This is a genomic window from Prolixibacteraceae bacterium, from assembly GCA_019856515.1.
GTDB classification, from domain to species: domain Bacteria; phylum Bacteroidota; class Bacteroidia; order Bacteroidales; family Prolixibacteraceae; genus Halosquirtibacter; species Halosquirtibacter xylanolyticus.
In genome coordinates, this window is record CP082230.1 from 3489320 (window position 1) to 3507913 (window position 18594).

The 18594-nt window shown below is 37.2% G+C and carries 13 protein-coding genes and 1 tRNA gene; 7 read left to right on the plus strand and 7 right to left on the minus strand.

Going from position 1 to position 18594, the window contains the following annotated elements; translation table 11 throughout:
- Positions 1-12: 12 nt before the first annotated feature.
- Together K5X82_12810 and K5X82_12815 are read right to left on the minus strand one after the other, a co-directional pair.
- A complete protein-coding gene (locus tag K5X82_12810) occupies positions 13-705 on the minus strand; it encodes a succinate dehydrogenase cytochrome b subunit (GenBank protein QZT36160.1) in 693 nt (230 codons plus the stop codon).
- Positions 706-934: 229 nt separating this feature from the next.
- Entirely contained in the window at positions 935-1792 is an 858-nt protein-coding gene (locus tag K5X82_12815; GenBank protein ID QZT36161.1) for an alpha/beta hydrolase, read from the minus strand.
- A 371-nt stretch (positions 1793-2163) separates the two neighbouring features.
- Here K5X82_12815 and K5X82_12820 point away from each other — a divergent pair, with 371 nt between their 5' ends.
- The 5 genes from K5X82_12820 to K5X82_12840 all read left to right on the plus strand — a co-directional run bounded on the left by K5X82_12820 (position 2164) and on the right by K5X82_12840 (position 12532).
- Entirely contained in the window at positions 2164-3762 is a 1599-nt protein-coding gene (locus tag K5X82_12820) for a sulfatase-like hydrolase/transferase (GenBank protein ID QZT36162.1), read from the plus strand.
- Between the two features lie 816 nt (positions 3763-4578).
- Positions 4579-5886, plus strand: a complete 1308-nt coding sequence (locus K5X82_12825) for a hypothetical protein (protein QZT36163.1) — start codon at positions 4579-4581, stop codon at positions 5884-5886.
- A 340-nt stretch (positions 5887-6226) separates the two neighbouring features.
- Complete coding sequence (locus K5X82_12830; GenBank protein ID QZT36164.1) at positions 6227-8203, plus strand: beta-N-acetylhexosaminidase; 1977 nt, start codon at positions 6227-6229, stop codon at positions 8201-8203.
- Between the two features lie 572 nt (positions 8204-8775).
- Positions 8776-10080, plus strand: a complete 1305-nt coding sequence (locus tag K5X82_12835) for a Na+/H+ antiporter NhaC family protein (protein QZT36165.1) — start codon at positions 8776-8778, stop codon at positions 10078-10080.
- A gap of 55 nt (positions 10081-10135) precedes the next feature.
- Positions 10136-12532, plus strand: a complete 2397-nt coding sequence (locus tag K5X82_12840) for a TonB-dependent receptor (GenBank protein QZT36166.1) — start codon at positions 10136-10138, stop codon at positions 12530-12532.
- A 71-nt stretch (positions 12533-12603) separates the two neighbouring features.
- Here the strand turns inward: K5X82_12840 and sucD are convergent, their stop codons facing one another.
- From sucD to K5X82_12860, 4 genes are all read right to left on the minus strand, one after another.
- On the minus strand, positions 12604-13473 hold the full coding sequence (gene sucD / locus K5X82_12845) for a succinate--CoA ligase subunit alpha (protein ID QZT36167.1): 870 nt from the start codon (positions 13471-13473) through the stop codon (positions 12604-12606).
- A 29-nt stretch (positions 13474-13502) separates the two neighbouring features.
- Entirely contained in the window at positions 13503-14636 is a 1134-nt protein-coding gene (gene sucC / locus K5X82_12850; protein ID QZT36168.1) for an ADP-forming succinate--CoA ligase subunit beta, read from the minus strand.
- A gap of 105 nt (positions 14637-14741) precedes the next feature.
- Positions 14742-15086, minus strand: coding sequence for a hypothetical protein (locus K5X82_12855; protein QZT36169.1), 345 nt, complete (start codon positions 15084-15086; stop codon positions 14742-14744).
- Positions 15079-15636, minus strand: a complete 558-nt coding sequence (locus K5X82_12860; GenBank protein QZT36170.1) for a hypothetical protein — start codon at positions 15634-15636, stop codon at positions 15079-15081. The genes K5X82_12855 and K5X82_12860 overlap by 8 nt, the downstream gene beginning before the upstream one ends.
- Before the next feature lie 610 nt (positions 15637-16246).
- Here K5X82_12860 and K5X82_12865 point away from each other — a divergent pair.
- A complete protein-coding gene (locus K5X82_12865; GenBank protein QZT36171.1) occupies positions 16247-17614 on the plus strand; it encodes an MFS transporter in 1368 nt (455 codons plus the stop codon).
- A gap of 110 nt (positions 17615-17724) precedes the next feature.
- Positions 17725-17808 (plus strand) — tRNA-Leu (locus K5X82_12870).
- Between the two features lie 73 nt (positions 17809-17881).
- Here K5X82_12870 and K5X82_12875 read toward each other — a convergent pair.
- Entirely contained in the window at positions 17882-18592 is a 711-nt protein-coding gene (locus K5X82_12875) for a pirin family protein (protein ID QZT36172.1), read from the minus strand.
- Between the last annotated feature and the right edge of the window lie 2 nt (positions 18593-18594).

An 18594-nucleotide genomic window follows, 5' to 3' on the forward strand; every position in this document is an offset into this window, starting at 1 on the left:
CCTTAAAGGTTCTTAGAATTTAATCATGAAGTATAACGGAATAATCGCGAATCCTACTGCAATTACCCATGCTAAGATGCGTGCAACCACTTCCAATCGCTTTCTCCAAATCTGGTTGTTCCAACCAATTGTCTGTAACGCTGACCAGAATCCGTGAGAGATATGAAGTCCTAATAGTGCTGCACCAACCATGTAGATTATACAATATAAAGGTGATGCTTTAAAAAAACCAGCAACTAATGCATACGCGTTCTCCATTTCAACACTTACACCACCTTGCATTACATGAACTTCAGAAAGACCTACATGAGAGATCTTGAATTTCCACCAGAAGTTAGCGATGTGCATTACTAAAAATACAAGTACCATTCCTCCAAGAATCAACATGTTCTTTGATGGAGCAATTGGACTAAGCACTTTATCTCCTGAATTGTAAGAAATTGGACGTGCTTTTTTGTTCTCCAAAGTGATAACAAACGACCAGATGATGTGAACCAAGAAACCTAGTGCCAATACAGGCTCCATAATCTTGATTGCTGGATTGGTAGCCATAAAGTGTGCTGCCATGTTAAACAAGTCGCCACTGTCGTCAACGATCAACAGTAAGTTCAAACTCAGGTGAACAAAGATGAATGTTATCAGGAATAACCCAGTAACACTCATAAAGAATTTCTTCCCGATGGAAGATTTCATAAAACTGCTCATAAGTCTCTATTTAAGATATTTGAATCTTTATTTAACTGATTTCTATTTAAATCTCCACAAATGTAGAACCCATACGTAAATAGATCAATAGATCGGCCCTATAATTCGACAATTTAAAATGTTTCTAAAAATACAACCTATTTAGGCTAAATTGTTCATTATTAATAGTTAAACTAAAAATGGTCGCTGTACGATAGAACCATTCCTTAAAAAAAAGGTTAATTCGTACTTATAGGTCTTCTTTCTGATCTAATTTTGTGGATTCTTTTACCTTTTGTCTATCCTGCCAATGCGCATCTATTTGCGTGGTAAATTGATTTAGTTGATATAGGAACACTTCTGGTTCTTCAATAAATCCATGATGTCCGGATTGTTCTAAAATGGTCAAATGTCCATTTCTCCAATTAGGAAGATCAGCCTGTAGCTTCTCTAAAGGTGCTACTTGATCATATTTTCCAGCGATGATATGAACAGGAATAGGATAGCAATTGACTAAATGATACCAAGACTCTCTTCCTTTCATCGCGTCGATGATGGTTACTAATGAATCGGTAGTCATTTTTTGTGCATCTTCGATCATTTGATCAATGACTGGGCGCATCCTCTCTCTGTTTTTAGGCGCAAAACTGTCTGGAATAGAGATACGGGCAATACTTCCTGCTTTTCCCTTTAAAACAAAGCTCTTCTCTCTCTCTTTAAGTTTTTGATACTCTTTGCTTGCTGCCCATGTAGCACTATGAATAAGGTTTAGGGATTTTAGTGTATTGGGATAAAAAGCAGCCATGGCTTGTCCCACGTAACCTCCCATAGAGTGCCCTGCAAAATGAACACGTCCTTCAATTTCCAAATGGTCAAGAAGCATCATCATATCTGCTGCAATCTCATCAAAGCTAAAAGGAGTTGTAATCTCACCGGCATCACCGTGTCCTGGAAGGTCTACCGCGATGACCTTATATTGGAGTGCTAGTTTCTCTTTTATTGGATCGAACGCCTTTTTCGATTCCATATAACCGTGTAGAAGTAAAAGGACTTCTCCTTCTCCAAATACTTCAACACAATAGTTTCTATGGTTAATGTTTAGATACAAAATGTGTATGATATTTAAGTGTTTATCTGAATACTGACAAAGATAACATCTTTGTGACGAAAAATAGACCATATGTTTTACCATAATTTCTGCAACGAGATATCTGTGTTACTTTTTGTGATAATATGATAGATAGTCAGTTAATTATACTCTATAAGTTTGCTTACGACAACAGTATTGGAAATAATAATACCAATTGAATGATGAAAAGTGTTATAAGGTCTAACGGATATATCCTGTTTAGACTAGGCACATAAATTGGAAGCATCTCTTTTCCTACGGTGATATCTTTTAATGAAGTATAAACAAGATAGAAAGAAAAGATATCGCTTATTTCATGATTCTATTGGTAGTAAACTAACTTTTGAAATATGAAACTTCACACATGGATGGTTTTAGGAGCTGCATTTGTTGTAAACTATGGAGCTATAGCTAAACCGAAACAGAATAAGAAGCCTAACGTTCTTTTTATTTTAACTGATGATCAACACCTCTCTGAATTCAATTTCTTACAAGAGGGACATCTTCCTAATGGTCATGAACGAAACCTTTCACCTAATCTCGACAATTTAGCAAGCCAAGGTGTTATATTCTCGCAACAGCACGTGGTTGGTGCAATCTGTACTCCTTCAAGATTCTCAATATTAACAGGACGCTATCCATCAACGGCTCAAAACATCGGATTTAAAAGACTACTAAAGAAGAGTAATCAAGCAAATGTTACATTCAATATCGGAATTACAAATAACGATTACAATGTTGCCAAAGCACTTAATGATGCAGGATATTATACTGGTGGAGTTGGTAAGAATCATGTAATTCATGGAGATGAATCAAGACACTCATTAAAACATAGAGTTCCTAAGAATGGAGACAGTATCAAAGTACAAGAAGCATTGGCTGGAATTTACGACAACCAGATACAGAAATATAAAGATGTTGGTTTTGATTATGCTGCATCGATATATCCAGGTAATCTTCCAGGTTTTCTACCCAAAGACCTGCTTTTTCACAATACCGATTGGATCGTTAAAGGGGCATTGAATTTCTTAAATAAAGCAGAATCGGAACATAGTGAGGAACCCTTCTTCCTATACTTTGCAACGACAGTGTCTCATGGTCCTGCAAAATATGGAACCAAGTATAAAGGGGATCGTCGGGCAACAGCCAAAGGGTGGTTAGATAATCCCGTAGATGTTTTGCCTTCACAAGAGAGTATTCGAAAACGTGTTAAAGAGGCAAATATGCCTAAAGAAGCTACCGATGGTTTATGGCTAGATGATGCTATTGGACGATTGGTAAAGAAGATCGATGATATGGGAGAACTAGACAATACGATCATTATCTTTATGTCTGATCATGGAGTGGAACATGGCAAGTTTACATGTTACGAAGGTGGAACACATACTCCATCTGTTTTTTACGGTCCGAAATTCTTTAAAGGAGGGCGAAGTATAGATGCATTTACATCTAACGTCGATTTCTTACCTACGATTTTAGATCTTTGTGATGTCACACTAAAAACTGACTTGCCAATCCAAGGTGTGAGTATGAAGCCTCTATTAACTGGGAAAAAGAGTGAAATACACGATTATCTATTTCATGAGGTAGGAGCGACTCGTTCAGTAAGAAAAGAGAATTGGAAATATATAGCTTTTAGAAAGCCTCAATGGGTACAAAATATCACGGTAGAACAGCGTAATAAGTTGGCAAAAAAAGGCGTCGATCCTAATGCTCCATTCACACATACTTGTGACCAGCCTGGTGGTCGAGGTGGGGAGTCTCCCGCGATTAAGTTTTACCCAAACTATTACGATGCAGATCAGCTATATGATTTATCAGCTGATCCTACAGAACAACATAACCTAGCCAAAGATCCTAAATATGCAGCCAAACTAAAGGAGATGAAATCGATTCTGGCTGCGGAGGTAAAACAGTTGCCTGGAACTTTTGCAGAGTTCACAAATTAGAACACAAAGAGGTGGTTCATATGATGATTTTATAGAGTGGTATTGATATTAAGGTTCAAGTTTAAATCAAACGTCACATTTAAAGAGAATAACATACTACTAACCCATGCCTTTCGTCTGAGATGGCTCGAAGTATATTCAAAGTTCACTCGAAGTTCATTCATCGATTTTACATTTTGGGTGAGGGAACTTTGAATATACTTTGAATTTTATTCAAAAGAAGTCAGGGTGTCGTAGTATGTTAGTCATGGGAGAGTGGATTGAAAGGGTACTTCTCTTGTATATGGCTGCTATACACTGAATAAGTGAGGTAGGCTAATATAAATGTTCTAAGATAAGCTACTAGTTTAAAGTTGGATCACTGCGAAATATCTTGTGTACAATTTAATGAAACGGACAATATAGCAAGAGGTTGTACTGTGGATAATTCCGCCGATTGGAAGTCTGTTACAAGACTCTTGCCTGATTATAATCGTGATGAATGGTCTGATTCAATTATTATTGATAGGGATTGATATGGTGCTGGTGTTAAGCGGAGAAAAAGAAAGCATGCTTTTTGAACGAGTGAACATGAGGTAATGATGACAAATATTCGGGTAAAATAAATGGTTGATACACTGAAGTGTTAAGATGTGTGATATATGGTGCATAATTAATGTAGACTAATCCCTATATTCGGTTTAGTAAAGAGTGAATTAACTCTAGTAGGATATGTGTATTACTAAATATGAAAGGTGAAATAGACCAGATGTCTGTTCTTTTAAAATACCCGCCTAATCAAAGTATCACTATACTAGTTGACCTGAAAATATGACTATGATTTATCGATTAAAAACACTTCTATTACTTCTCTTATTGCCTATAACCGCTTGTAATATCGTTTCACAAACATTTTCAGTAAAACATTCTCATGCTGTAGAAAAGGAGTTAAAAGAAGATGTATACAAATCTTTGTTATCTAATAATTTAAATGAATACCCTGTATTTAGGAGTCTTTACGGTGAACGTATTTCTGAAATATCTTTAAACAAAGAACTATTGCAAATCAAAGCCATCCCTGTTGTCGATTTTAGTGAAGATGCAATAAACTATAAATATGGAGATAATATGACTTCATATCTTGTCGAGGCACAACCTAAAGTGAAATCTCATAAGATGGCACGAGCAGGTTTGGTTTACTATGATAAAAAATTAGTTGGTCTAACAGTTCAATTCAATACTGTATCAAAAGATTCAGATGATTGGCATTTTGGGAATGATGATGTGGAGTTGATATATACTCCTAAAGAGTACAGGAATTTAAAGAACTCTTTGCAAGTAGATGATCAAGTTGTTTATTGTAGATTTCTTTCTCAGTTCGGGATAATTAGAGATGGGTGCCTTTTAATTTTTGACCATCAGTTTAAATTGGATCCTATTGAAGATTATATTGAACAGGCTTATATGAAAATATTGCGTTTCCAAAATACGATTAAATATTTCTACGAATATGGTTCAGAAGCCTATAAAAAGGAAAAAGCAGCAGCAGATCGAAATTATAAAAAACAGGTTCTATCTGAAGCGATATTTAGGCGTGAATTATTACGTAATTCAATAGTCATAGATGATTATTATTCGTCATTTAGAACTTATGCTTATAGATCTATAGATGAAAATATTGCTGAAATACAAGAAGGTATCAAGAATGAAATAGAGCGTATTGATGCCAATATGCCAGCTTCTTTATTGGCGCAATGCCAAGAAGAATATATTCGCTTTTTAAGAGATAGCAAAACACTTGAAACTTCAAGTAAGCAGATGCAATCACAGAGAGAATCAGACTTTCTTAAAAAAATGCATATAATCTTAGGGGTTCGTCTGTTTGGTCGGTGGAAAAAAGAATATTTTCAGCAAAAAAAGAAATGGAATAACCTTAATCAAGCCATTGCTAAGATCGAAGAAGGAAAAATATTTATTCAACGTTTAAAAAAAGAACTTGGTTGCGAATATATGAGTAATAACGAATTTATTTTTCACGACAATGGTATTAGTTCTAGAGAGAAGATAATAAAATATTATACGGATCGGCCAGAAATATATGAGATACCTGAGAACAATAAAGTGGAAGCATCAGACGACCAATAAAAGTAAATATGACGATTAAATATTTCGAATAAACGAGTCAAGATATGACTTGTTTCCTGTGGATTATCAATCAAAAGACCTTGTTTATCACCTTCGGTGTATAGATAAGGTCTTTTCGTTTAGATGACATTGAGATAAGTTCAAACATTTCTTAGAATATTGAGAACATTGCTTTTATGTTATGTCATTTCCTTTGCAATAGGAGATATCCCAGTGTTGTAAGACATTATTTATAGCTTATGTAACTAGAACTATGATATGGATAAGTTGCATTGAGTTTTTAGTGAAATCACGAAGACTCACCACAGATTCTCCTGAAAACCACCTAAATCATAATTGTATGAATTACAAAGCATTTAAAGAAATACTATTGGCAATGATCTTAATTTTGCCATGCTTTTCGATGGCTCAAGACAAATTAGCCATTATCCCTAAACCTGTAAAAGCAGAAGTTGCAACAGGTAGTTTTGTGTTAAATGCGAAAACACAAATGAAATCACCGACTAAGCTTAACAATGAAGTCCAATATTTTGAAAATCAAATAAGGATATCGACAGGTATAGAACTAAAAGCTGCTTCCGGTTCTAATAGTATTGAATTAAAGACTAGCCGTTCGCTTAAAAATAAATATGGTGACGAAGCTTACCAACTGCATGTGGCTCAAAACAAGATTGTCGTTACAGGAGGAAGCAGAACAGGTGTCTTTTACGGCCTGCAGACGCTACTTCAACTTATGCCACAACAAGTCTTTAGTAGAGTGAATACACATCAGAAGACACTATCCATCCCTTGTGTAAATGTGCTAGACTATCCACGTTTTGGATGGCGTGGTTTTATGCTTGATGCCTCACGTTCCTTTCAGCCTGTTGAATATGTAAAAAAAACACTTGATTTAATGGCAATACATAAAATGAATGTACTTCACTGGCATTTAACCGATGATCATGGTTGGAGAGTTGAAATAAAATCACATCCAGAACTGACTCAAATTGCTGCATTTCGAAATCAACCAAATTATCCTGTAAAGGGCGAAATCAATTCTTACGGAGGTTTCTATACCCAGAAGCAGATACGAGAAATCGTTAAATATGCACAAGAACTTCATATTACCATTGTGCCAGAAGTCGATTTGCCTGGGCACTCATCTGCTCTTTTAGGGGCTATTCCTGAGATGAGGTGTGACAATGTGGAGAGACAAAAATACATTCAGTACTTCCGAGATTATCCCATGCGAAATACCAAATATGTCAAGCATAAAGGAAGCAACGTAGTTTGTGCAGGCAAAGAATCAGTATATCCAATAATTAACGATATTCTAAATGAAGTGATTGATTTATTCCCAAGTGAATATATTCATGTGGGGGGTGATGAAGTAAAGAAAAACTGGTGGGAAGCTTGTCCCCATTGTCAAAAGAGAGCGAAGGAGAAAGGCCTAGAGAATATGGATGAACTGCAGGCTTATTTCGTCAAAAGGCTTGAGACAATGGTGGTGAGCCGTGGTCGTAAGCTAATTGGTTGGGATGAGATCTTAGACGGTGGACTCTCTCCAACGGCCTCTGTAATGGGTTGGCGTGGTATGAAAGGAGCCGAAAAGTCAGTAAAGCAAGGTCGTAAAACAGTGGTGGCTTCCAATAAAGGATACTATATCCAGCGTAAGCAAAGTGAAAATCCTTATCATCCACAAGGTTGGCCACGTGTAACTACGGCTAAACATATTTATGAATATAATCCTATTCCAGAAAGCCTTACAAAAGAGCAGGAGAAGCTTATACTTGGTATCCAAACTTCTGTATGGACCCCGTTTATGCACAAAAGTGAGCTATGGGACATTGCGCTTTATCCACGAAATTGTGCTTTAAGTGAAGCTGCTTGGACACCAAAAGATTTGAAAGACTGGAGTGATTTTGAAAGGCGTATGAAGAGCCATGTTAAACGTTTGGATTACAAAGGGGTATCATATTGGCGAGAAAATAAAAAAGTTGTCGGAATATGGGATACACAGGATTTGTGGAATGAAACTGCTGTACTGAAATATGATGTTTCTAATGAAATAAAAGAAGCAGGAGTTTATTTCTTCCTTGGAGAAATAAAAGAGGGTGCAGAACTAGTTGTAGAAAAGGCTATCGTGTTAAAAGACGGAAAACAAATTGCCAGTGATAAACACCTCGGATATATTTCAACAGATAAAAACCATGAAAGAATTTATTTTCTAGATATTCAAGATGTGAATACAGATGCGAAATATGAACTTCAGCTAAAAGTAAAAGGAACGCTAGGTAAAGTGTCAAAAGGTGAATTTATGGTGCTACACCCATAAGAGTCTTGTCTAGTCCTAATATAATATGAATGGTTTATTTAGGACTAGACAGAACTTTGGTGTAGTTATTCCAAGTACAACTTCTTTCGTTCTTTTATTGCCTGTGATTTGGTTGGTGCTTTAAGGATACTTTGTGGATAGTTATTTCATCAAGATTGTTAAATAGATATTTATAGGATCACTAAAATATAGGTTAAGTTTTCACTGGTTTCAAAGGAATGGATTAGTATAGGTTGGATTCAATACACTGCTTCAAGGTGATGTCCAATGATGATATGCTTTTACACTGTTTTGTGAATATGTTTTGTTTCCAAAACGATACCTTTGTCACAACTGGCACTGAAAGTCCGATAATCATATATCCATTATTATGGATCCTCTCTTTTTCATTAACAATGTAAATCATCAAAGAGGCATAGACCTACCTCCTTCACTTCTAAAATGATCTTACCCTAAGATCATATTTCATCGTTTATAGATATAAGTATGAAAATAAATTAAAAATAGCATGAAATATTTCATATCTTAAACAAAGAGGGGCATATTTGCAGAAAAATGCAACTATTATAACGATGAATAACACTGTAAAATCAAATAAGTGGGCCCTTCTGCCTATCCTTGTATTCTTAGTGATTTACTTGGTCTCGTCTCTTTGGTCTGGTGACTTTTATAAGATGCCATTGATAATCTCTTTCCTTGTGGCGGCATTTTGTGCCATTGCGATGAATAGTCAGAGATCAGTTCCTGAGAAGATCGAATCTTTTGTGAAGGGGATGGGAGATAAGAATATCATGATGATGGTCTTTATATTCTTATTGGCAGGATGTTTTGCCGCGACAGCAAAGGCGGTTGGAGCAGTAGATGCCACAGTTAATGTTGGATTACATTTTCTTCCTCCAAATATCATGCTGGCAGGCGTTTTTGTAATCTCTTGTTTTATCTCACTCTCTATCGGAACATCATTAGGTACTATCTTAGCTTTGGCTCCGATGGCTGTATCTTTATCCGAGCGTGGGGGAGTCGGTATTGCTTTAGCATTGGGTGCTATTGTAGGAGGATCAATGTTTGGAGACAACCTATCGTTAATTTCTGATACGACTATTGCTGCTTCAAGAACACAAGGATGTTCGATGAGAGACAAATTTAGAATGAACTTCAAGATTGTTGTTCCTGCAGCTCTTGTTACAATCGTGATATATGCATTGTGTAATGTATCAAGTAGTGTACAAGCTACCGATTTTACAACACAAGAGTTGATTATGGTATTACCATATCTGTTTGTACTGATCTCTGCTTTGGCTGGGATGAACGTTATCTTTGTTCTACTGTTAGGAACTGTATTTGCTGGATCTATTGGCCTAATGACAGGAAAACTGGTTGTTTGGGATTGGTTGAAGACCATGAGTGATGGTGCAATGGGGATGTCAGAGATCATTATTATCTCAATGATTGTCGGAGGTATCGTAGAGTTAATCCGAATTAATGGTGGGATACAGTTTCTACTAAACACAATCGGTAAACGTGCCAATGGAAAGAAAGGTGCCGAATTTGGTATCGCTATGTTAGTGAGTTTGGTCAATGTATTTACGGCAAATAACACCATTGCTATCGTAATGTCGGGTCCTATAGTGAAAGATATCGCTACGGCTTATAATATTTCACCGAAAAGAGCTGCTTCTATTATGGATACCTTCTCTTGCTTCGTTCAAGGCCTCATCCCATATGGAGCACAAATTCTCGCTGCGGTAACATTAGTTGGGCTAGACAAGGTGACACCAATAGAATTAATGCAGTTCTTGTACTATCCATATTTAATGGGAATGGCTGCAATTTTATCGATCTTACTTCAATGGCCAGTAGAAAAAGTCAAATCTTAACAACATTATATGTTCACCATTGTTGCTATTAGTGTAAATCAAACTAATAGCAACAATGAAAAATATAGTGATGCTTTGGGCTTTGATGTTATTCCTAGGAACAGGAAGCTTAAATGCACAAACAAAAAATAGAGGTGTTTTTAAAGGGGTTATAGTGGATGCACAAACCAATAAACCCTTGCCCTTTGCTGCGGTTCAAATTGCAGATACTACTGATGGTGCAATAACCGATGATGAAGGTCTATTCACTATCGAAAATATTAAACCCGGCTATCATGCCATCAAAGTTACGCTTCTAGGTTACAAAACGTTTATCTCAAAAACCTTACTAGTAACTAATGCCAGATCTACTTATTTACAAGTCTCTCTTTCCCCTTCAGTTGTTGATATTGATGAGGTAAAAGTGAGACCTTCAGCATTTAAAGAGAAGGTGGAAGCTCCCATTGCCTTCCGTTCAATACCTATCGAAGAGATTGAGCGTAATCCTGGAGGAAACAGAGATATATCTAAAGTGATTCAATCCTATCCAGGAGTGGGATCTTCTGTCTCCTTCCGTAACGATCTAATTGTTCGTGGTGGTGGCCCTGCGGAGAATCGTTTCTTTTTAGACGGAGTCGAGATTCCTACCATTAATCACTTTACAACACAGGGAGCTTCTGGAGGCCCTACAGGAATTTTAAATGTTGATTTCATTCGTGAGGTAAACTTCTATTCGGGATCTTATCCTACAAATTTCGGAATGCCATTAAGTTCGGTTCTCTCTTTTGAACAGAAAGATGGAAATACAGATAAGATGAAATTTAGGGCCACCGTTGGTGCTTCTGACTTGGCACTAACAGCTGATGGACCAATAGGGGAGAAGACCACTATGGTTGTTTCTGCCCGAAGATCCTATTTGCAGTTTCTATTCCAGTTGCTGGATCTACCTTTTCTACCAACATATAATGATGTTCAGTTTAAGATTAAACATAAGTTTGATAGTAAGAATGAATTGACTTTTATCGGTATTGGGGCATATGACGACCTTGTTCTAAATGAGGATGCCAACGAGACAGAAGAGCAGAGATATATTCTAGGGAATATACCTACCAATAATCAGTGGAGTTATACCTTAGGTGCCGTATATAAACATTTCTATGACAAAGGATATCATGCACTGATATTAAGTAATGACCGCCTCGATAATAGTGCAGAGAAGTTTAAAGATAATGTGGAGACTGTAGATAACTTGAATCTTAACTATAACTCTTATGAGATGAACACTCGTTTTCGTTATGAGAATCACTTCTACCATGAAAACTTTAAGGCTGTATCCGGGGTTAGTGTTCAAAATGTCCAATACTATAATAAAACCTTTCAAAGAGAATATCTTGGAGATGAGGTTGTTGATTATCAATATAAAACCAATCTTGACTACTGGAAGTTTGGTCTGTTCACACAGCTAACACAGGCTTTCTTTGATCAAAGACTTGACCTATCTCTAGGTCTACGAATTGATGGTTCTAGCTATGCCTCTTATATGAATAATCCTTTTAAACAATTTGCCCCACGACTGTCTGCGAAATACAACTTCACGGATAAGTTAAGCTTAAATGGTTATGGTGCCAGACTTTATCAATTGCCGGTAAACACCACTCTTGGATATAAAGATTTAGAAGGAAATCTCGTAAACAAAGACAATGAGATTACTTTTATATCCTCTGATCAGTTTGGACTAGGGGTGGTATTACGTCCGCGAGAGAATACTGTTTTCTCTGTAGAAGGCTTTTATAAGCAGTATGATAAGTATCCCTATTCTGTTCAAGATTCAATCTCTACTGCGAGCCAAGGTGGCGACTTTGGTGTGGTAGGTACAGAAGAGGTGACATCCACCTCTAAAGGGCGAGCCTATGGAATGGAGGCCCTCTATCGCAATAGCGACTTAAGGGGGTTTAATGTTACAGCCTCTTACACCTTCTTCTATTCCGAATTCCAAGACTATCGTCACCAGTATATTCCGTCGTCATGGGATGTGCGTCACATATTGGCTTTGACAGTATTGAAGAATCTGCCTAAAAATTGGTCTATTGGGGCAAGATACCGTTTTCAAGGAGGATCACCCTATACTCCATACAACGAGCCTAAATCATCACTAAAAGAGGCTTGGGATGTACAAGGGCAAGGGTATCTAGATTATGCTGCATTTAACACGGAGCGACTAGGTTCTTTTTCACAGCTAGACTTGCGGGTGGATAAAGCTTGGTATTATGACAAGTGGACACTGATGTTCTATATTGATATCCAAAATGTGTTGGCTGCTGCTACCGATACTCCAGATGTATTAGTGCAACAGTTTGATGAGAATGGTACTCCTCTGACAGACCCAAATGACCCCTCTCGATATGATCTGAAATATCTAGACACCTCTTCAGGTAATATGATACCTACTATAGGTATTATGGTGGAGTTTTAGAATCAACAAAGGCGTCAAATGGTCTTCCCATTGACGCCTCTGTTTTAATCCTATCGTTGAGGATATTATTGTTATGAAAGAAGCTTCTTTACAAGAACCGGAATCTCTTCTGGTTCTCTCGCTACAGGTATACCCAACCCTTCATAACATGCGATCTTATCTTGTGCCGTACCACTTCCACTTGAAATAATGGCTCCAGCATGTCCCATCTGTTTTCCAACAGGAGCCGTTTGCCCTGCAAAGAATGCAACCACTGGTTTGGTCATATGATTTTTGATAAACTCAGCAGCTATCTCTTCAGCATCGCCACCAATTTCACCAATCAATACGACTGCTTTTGTCTCTGGATCTTCTTCAAAAAGTTCTAGTAATTCAAGGTAGTATAACCCTGCAATAGGATCACCACCAATACCAATACAAGTACTTTGTCCAATACCATTACGAGTAAGTTGATCTACCATCTCATAAGTTAATGTTCCACTACGACTTATAAGCCCAACATGACCCTCTTTAAAGATATTGGTCGGAAGAATACCAATCATCGCTTTACCTGGCGATATAAGCCCTGGGCAGTTTGGTCCAATCATACTCGTGCCGTTTCGCTTAAGAACCTCCTTTACACGAAGCATGTCAATCACAGGTATCCCTTCTGATATGGCGATAACAAGTCTAATTCCTGATTCCGATGCTTCTATAATGGCATCGGGTGCAAAACGTGCAGGTACAAAGATAATGGAGGTGTCTGCCCATGTCTCTAAGACCGCTTCCTGCATGGTATTGAACACAGGAACACCTTCTACGGTTGTGCCTCCTTTTCCTGGAGAGATACCACCTACAATATGCGTCCCATATTCTAACATCTTTTTTGTGTGAAATGCACCATCTCTACCTGTAATTCCTTGTACGATGACGCGGCTTTTTTTATCTATTAGAATGCTCATAATAACTCTTTTTTGATGAATGCAATATTTTACGCGATGGTTGCAATTGCAAGTTTTGCTGCTTCACTCATTGAGGAAACGGTCTTCACTTTGTTTGATGCACTTAGTATCTTAAGCCCATCTTTAGCATTAGTGCCTGATAGTCTCACAACGATGGGAAGGGTAATCTCAATCTCGTCGAATGCTTGTAGAAGACCTTGCGCGACATCATCACATCGAGTGATTCCTCCAAAAATATTAATCATGATGGCTTTTACATTGGGGTCTTGTGTAAGGTAATGCATCGCTTGTTTCACCTTCTTTGGATTAGAGCTTCCACCAATATCAAGGAAGTTGGCTGGTGTTCCTCCGTATAGCTTGATCATATCCATCGTGGCCATGGCAAGACCTGCTCCATTGACCATGCAGCCAATATTCCCATCTAGTTTAATATAGCTAAGCCCATGTTGCTTCGCTTCGAGCTCAAGCTTCTCATTTTCATCATCATCCCTTAATTGTTCCAATTCAGGATGACGATACATTGCATTGTCATCAATGGTCATCTTAGCATCTAAGGCTATCATCTCCTCTTTTCCTGTAATAACAAGTGGGTTGATCTCAACCAGGGACGCATCCTTCTCTACGAAGACCTTATACATCTTCTCTATGATATCTGCGAATTGTCTAACAAGATGAATATCCTTGAAAAAATCGAATGCGACCTCTCTTGCTCGAAAAGGAGCTAAACTAGAACCTATAGGAAGGGCGTATTTTTGAATCTTCTCGGGGCTTACCCTTGCAACTTCTTCAATCTCAACGCCTCCTTCTGAACTAACCATGAGAAGAATAGTATGGTTACTTCGATCGATAGTAAGACCTACATAGTACTCTTTCTGAATATCTACAGCCTCTGAGATAAGTACTTTCTCAACAATATGTCCTTTAATATCCATTCCGAGAATGGTATTGGTTGCCATCTGAAGTTCCTTTTCATTTGAAGCAAGTTTTATTCCACCAGCTTTCCCTCGGCCTCCAGTATGCACTTGTGCTTTTACAACAACCTTCTTATTGATTTTACGAAAAGCGATAATCGCTTCTTTTGTATCAAAACAGAGTCTCTCTTTAGGGGTGCGAATTTGATACTCTCTAAATATATCCTTCGCTTGGTATTCATGTATCTTCATATAAATAAGATTATAAGAATGAATAAAATGGCTACTGATAGAACATCCATTCTTATAATTTGTTTACATAAACCTCTGGTCAAAAAACTTGTTTCATAGCATGTTTTAGCTAAAAATAGCCCAAACAATGATTAATAGAATGACTATCCAGAAAACACCATAAATACAGAACTTCTGTATGTCTTTTCTTTTTTCATCTCTTTCTCTATGTTTTATCTTTTTCATAACAGTGTTCCATGATTTACGATCTTTAAGAGGATCTTTATTTGTAATTTGGTTTAACTGTTCCCATGCTTGCACCACTCTTCGATATACAGAGGTAAGATCTTTTCCTTTGTGCTCTAATATCAGATGTTCCTTTGGGGGATTAGTCCCTAATATATGACCTGCCCAATGGGTCCATAGTCGTTTATTATTTGAGATATCTGATGATGTTTCTTTATTATTCATTTCCTACTCGTTTGCTTTGTCTATTAATAGAAAGGCGTAGCTTTTGGTTTGGATTGGGAAGTGAATGTAATAGCTGAAGTATTTTACCTACTTCTTTTTCAAATTCACTGGTACTAAGATTAAGGCTTCTTAAAGTGGTTGCGTTTATAAGTTGGTTGCTTTCATGGTAGTTTAGTATCTCTTGTTGTAACGGCGAAAGAATCGAAATAAAGTTTTTAAGTTGACTCTCTCTTTCTGGACTAATCCTTGAGTATGAAAGATGACGTACTCCTTCATATAATGAAGTGGAAAGTTCCATATGAGTTAGTAGATACACTTTTATCTTCATAAACATTTCACTGGTGTTTCCCCATGTTTCAATCGGATTGGGATGATTGAACCATATATCTATGAATAGGTCTTCGATAAGACACTTCACAATCGTCTTGTTACAGCATATGTCAAATGCGAAACTAGTATATATAGGAAAATAGGTCTCAAATGCACCTTGTGCCGTCTCTATTTCTGGCTTTAGGTTATGTCTAAATAATCGGTAAAGCAGTGTTTTCATGTAAGGGTTAAATAAAATATGCAAATTAACGTATCTTAAAGATATGAAAAAATAGATTAAACATCTACGTTTTTTATATTAATTATTGTGCTATCTGTATTAAGATCATGTTTTTATATAGTTATGTTAATACTATTACTTATGTTGAAGGAATTTATTGTTACCGTTTAGGGATGATGTGGAGGTCTATACGACAGTGTAAATACAATCACATTAGTCTTGATAAGCAGTTGGTTAATCTGATATATTAAAAGTTCTAAATCTATTAAACGTGTAGCCTATTGTTTTCTATTTTAGACTCTCTATTTCTATGCATATGGAAGTTGTGGACGCTGCCTAACATTATTAACAGTAATTGTTGATTGATTATATGTATTATAATTAAATATATGCAATTCAATTTACCTGTATGTGTTGGATACTGTCATATGACAATTGTTCTAGTTTTTACCAAATAATGTCTGTTTTTTGTACTGAATGATAATAGATGATCACTGTTTTTGTCAATGAAAAACGTGCAAGTGATTTAAATTCTATTATTTTCGTGCTATGATCTGAAAAATGTTTATTCACAACTAATTATTAATATAAATCAACGTTATTACTCTTTATGAAACAACAATCATCTTTTTCGAGAGCCTTTTGGGTAGCCAATTCGGTGGAGTTGCTTGAGAGAGCTGCCTACTATGGTGTCTTTATTGTGATTACTTTATATCTTTCACGTATACTTGGTTTTACAGACATGCAGGCTGCTTCTATTGCAGGTGTATTCTCTGGACTGCTCTACTTCCTTCCTACATTTAGTGGGGCATATGCGGATAAGATCGGATTTAAGAAAGCATTGATTCTAGCTTTCTCCTTATTAACATTGGGTTACTTCGGACTTGGAGCTTTGCCAACTGTACTTGAGACAACAGGGCTTGTCGAATATGGTCAACATACACATTTCCATGGCCTCAGAGAGAGTGGTCTAAAATGGGCTATTATTCCTATTGTTTCTTTAATCATTATTGGTGGCTCATTTATCAAGTCGGTGATTACTGCTACTGTTTCGAAAGAGACAACGGTAGCCAATAGAGCAAAAGGATTCTCTATCTTTTATGCGATGGTGAATGTCGGCGCATTCTCTGGAAAAACAATTGTTAAGCCTTTGCGTGAGTCAATGGGGGATGAGGGGTTAATTTACCTAAATTTCTTCTCTGCAGCAGCTACTTTGTTAGCCATTGTCTTAGTTTATCTATTCTTTAAGACCTCTCATCATGAGGGGGAAGGAAAATCAATTCATGATATTCTTAATGCACTTGGGAAAGTATTAACCAATGCTAGATTGATCGTACTTATATTGATTATAACAGGTTTTTGGATGGTGCAGCACCAATTGTATGCAACCATGCCTAAATATGTACTGCGTATGGCTGGTGAAGGTGCCTCTCCTTCATGGTATGCTAACGTTAACCCATTAGTGGTATTCCTAACTGTAGGAGCTGTGACTGCATTGATGAAAAACAAATCTGCACTAACTTCAATGACAATAGGTATGTTCATTATGCCTATTTCAGCATTCTGTATGGCATCAGGTAACTTATTGGGAGGCGAACCAATCCTTGGTATGCATCCTGTAGCATTCATGATGATTGTCGGTATTGTATTCCAAGGTCTTGCGGAATCATTCATCTCACCTCGTTTCTTAGAGTATTTCTCTCTTCAAGCGCCTAAAGGAGAAGAGGGCATGTACCTTGGATTTAGTCACCTTCACTCTTTCATCTCATCGATACTAGGTTTTGGTCTTTCAGGATTTCTATTGGAGAAGTTTTGTCCAGACCCAGCTCTTTTGTCTGACACAGAAAAATTAACTGCTTACGACCATGCACACTATATCTGGTATGTATTTGTGGGGATTGCAACCGTATCTGCTATAATGTTAGTGATTTATGGTCGTGTAGTAAAGAAGGTAGATAGCCAAGAACAAGTGGCTTAAAGGATGGTCTTTTGAAATAAAAGAATCTTTTTTGATTCCTTTGTTTGCATATTTACAAAAAGCACCTATATTTGCATCGCAATCATGAAAACATCATGACTGTGATGTACGCCCGGGTGGCGGAATTGGTAGACGCGCTGGATTCAAAATCCAGTGGTAGTAATATCGTGCGGGTTCGATTCCCGCCCCGGGTACAAAGCTTCTTCGATTATTCGAAGAAGCTTTTTTTATGCCATATAATGGGATGTAAAAAAAGGGCTGAAACCTCTATCTCATAGGGACTTCCATTAATAGTATTTGTGTCTCTGGATAGCAGGTTATAGTTAACAAATCTTGGTCCCATACACCTATTCCATCTCTTTGATGAAAAGTCTTATTGTTTATAGAAATAGAGCCAGTAATGACCAGTATATAGACACCATTTCCTTTTTTATGAACATGATACTCTATTTCTGTCTTTTCAATAAATGATCCCCAATAAAACCATGCATCTTGATATATCCACACGCCTTGATCTTCTACATAAGGGGATAATATCTGAACCAATTGATTCTCTTTCTCCAATCCTTTAAAGGATATCTGATCATATCTAGGGGCTACCCTGTGCTGGTTGGGGATAATCCATATCTGTAGAAAGGATACATCAGACGAGTCACTCTTGTTGTACTCGCTATGTCGTATCCCACTACCTGCACTCATCACTTGAATGTCCCCCTCTCTAATAACGGCTACATTTCCCAAACTATCTCTATGCTCTAGCTCTCCTTGTAAGGGGATGGATATGATCTCCATATTGTCATGAGGATGCTTATCAAAACCTTTTCCTGGAGCTACCTTGTCATCATTTAGTACTCTAAGCACTCCAAACCGCATACGTTCGGGGTGGTAGTAATCCGCAAAACTAAATGTGTGAAATGAATCTAGCCAACCATTATTGGAATGACCTCTTGTTTTTGCTCTATGAATAACCTGTCTCATAT

What these genes read in the sequence shown, in the direction of transcription:
- K5X82_12810 (QZT36160.1), bottom strand. Translation starts at nt 705, where the DNA reads ATGAGCAGTTTTATGAAATCTTCCATCGGGAAGAAATTCTTTATGAGT.
- K5X82_12820 (QZT36162.1), top strand. Translation starts at nt 2,164, where the DNA reads ATGAAACTTCACACATGGATGGTTTTAGGAGCTGCATTTGTTGTAAAC.
- K5X82_12825 (QZT36163.1), top strand. Translation starts at nt 4,579, where the DNA reads ATGATTTATCGATTAAAAACACTTCTATTACTTCTCTTATTGCCTATA.
- K5X82_12830 (QZT36164.1), top strand. Translation starts at nt 6,227, where the DNA reads ATGAATTACAAAGCATTTAAAGAAATACTATTGGCAATGATCTTAATT.
- K5X82_12835 (QZT36165.1), top strand. Translation starts at nt 8,776, where the DNA reads ATGAATAACACTGTAAAATCAAATAAGTGGGCCCTTCTGCCTATCCTT.
- K5X82_12840 (QZT36166.1), top strand. Translation starts at nt 10,136, where the DNA reads ATGAAAAATATAGTGATGCTTTGGGCTTTGATGTTATTCCTAGGAACA.
- sucD (QZT36167.1), bottom strand. Translation starts at nt 13,473, where the DNA reads ATGAGCATTCTAATAGATAAAAAAAGCCGCGTCATCGTACAAGGAATT.
- sucC (QZT36168.1), bottom strand. Translation starts at nt 14,636, where the DNA reads ATGAAGATACATGAATACCAAGCGAAGGATATATTTAGAGAGTATCAA.
- K5X82_12855 (QZT36169.1), bottom strand. Translation starts at nt 15,086, where the DNA reads ATGAATAATAAAGAAACATCATCAGATATCTCAAATAATAAACGACTA.
- K5X82_12860 (QZT36170.1), bottom strand. Translation starts at nt 15,636, where the DNA reads ATGAAAACACTGCTTTACCGATTATTTAGACATAACCTAAAGCCAGAA.
- K5X82_12865 (QZT36171.1), top strand. Translation starts at nt 16,247, where the DNA reads ATGAAACAACAATCATCTTTTTCGAGAGCCTTTTGGGTAGCCAATTCG.
- K5X82_12875 (QZT36172.1), bottom strand. Translation starts at nt 18,592, where the DNA reads ATGAGACAGGTTATTCATAGAGCAAAAACAAGAGGTCATTCCAATAAT.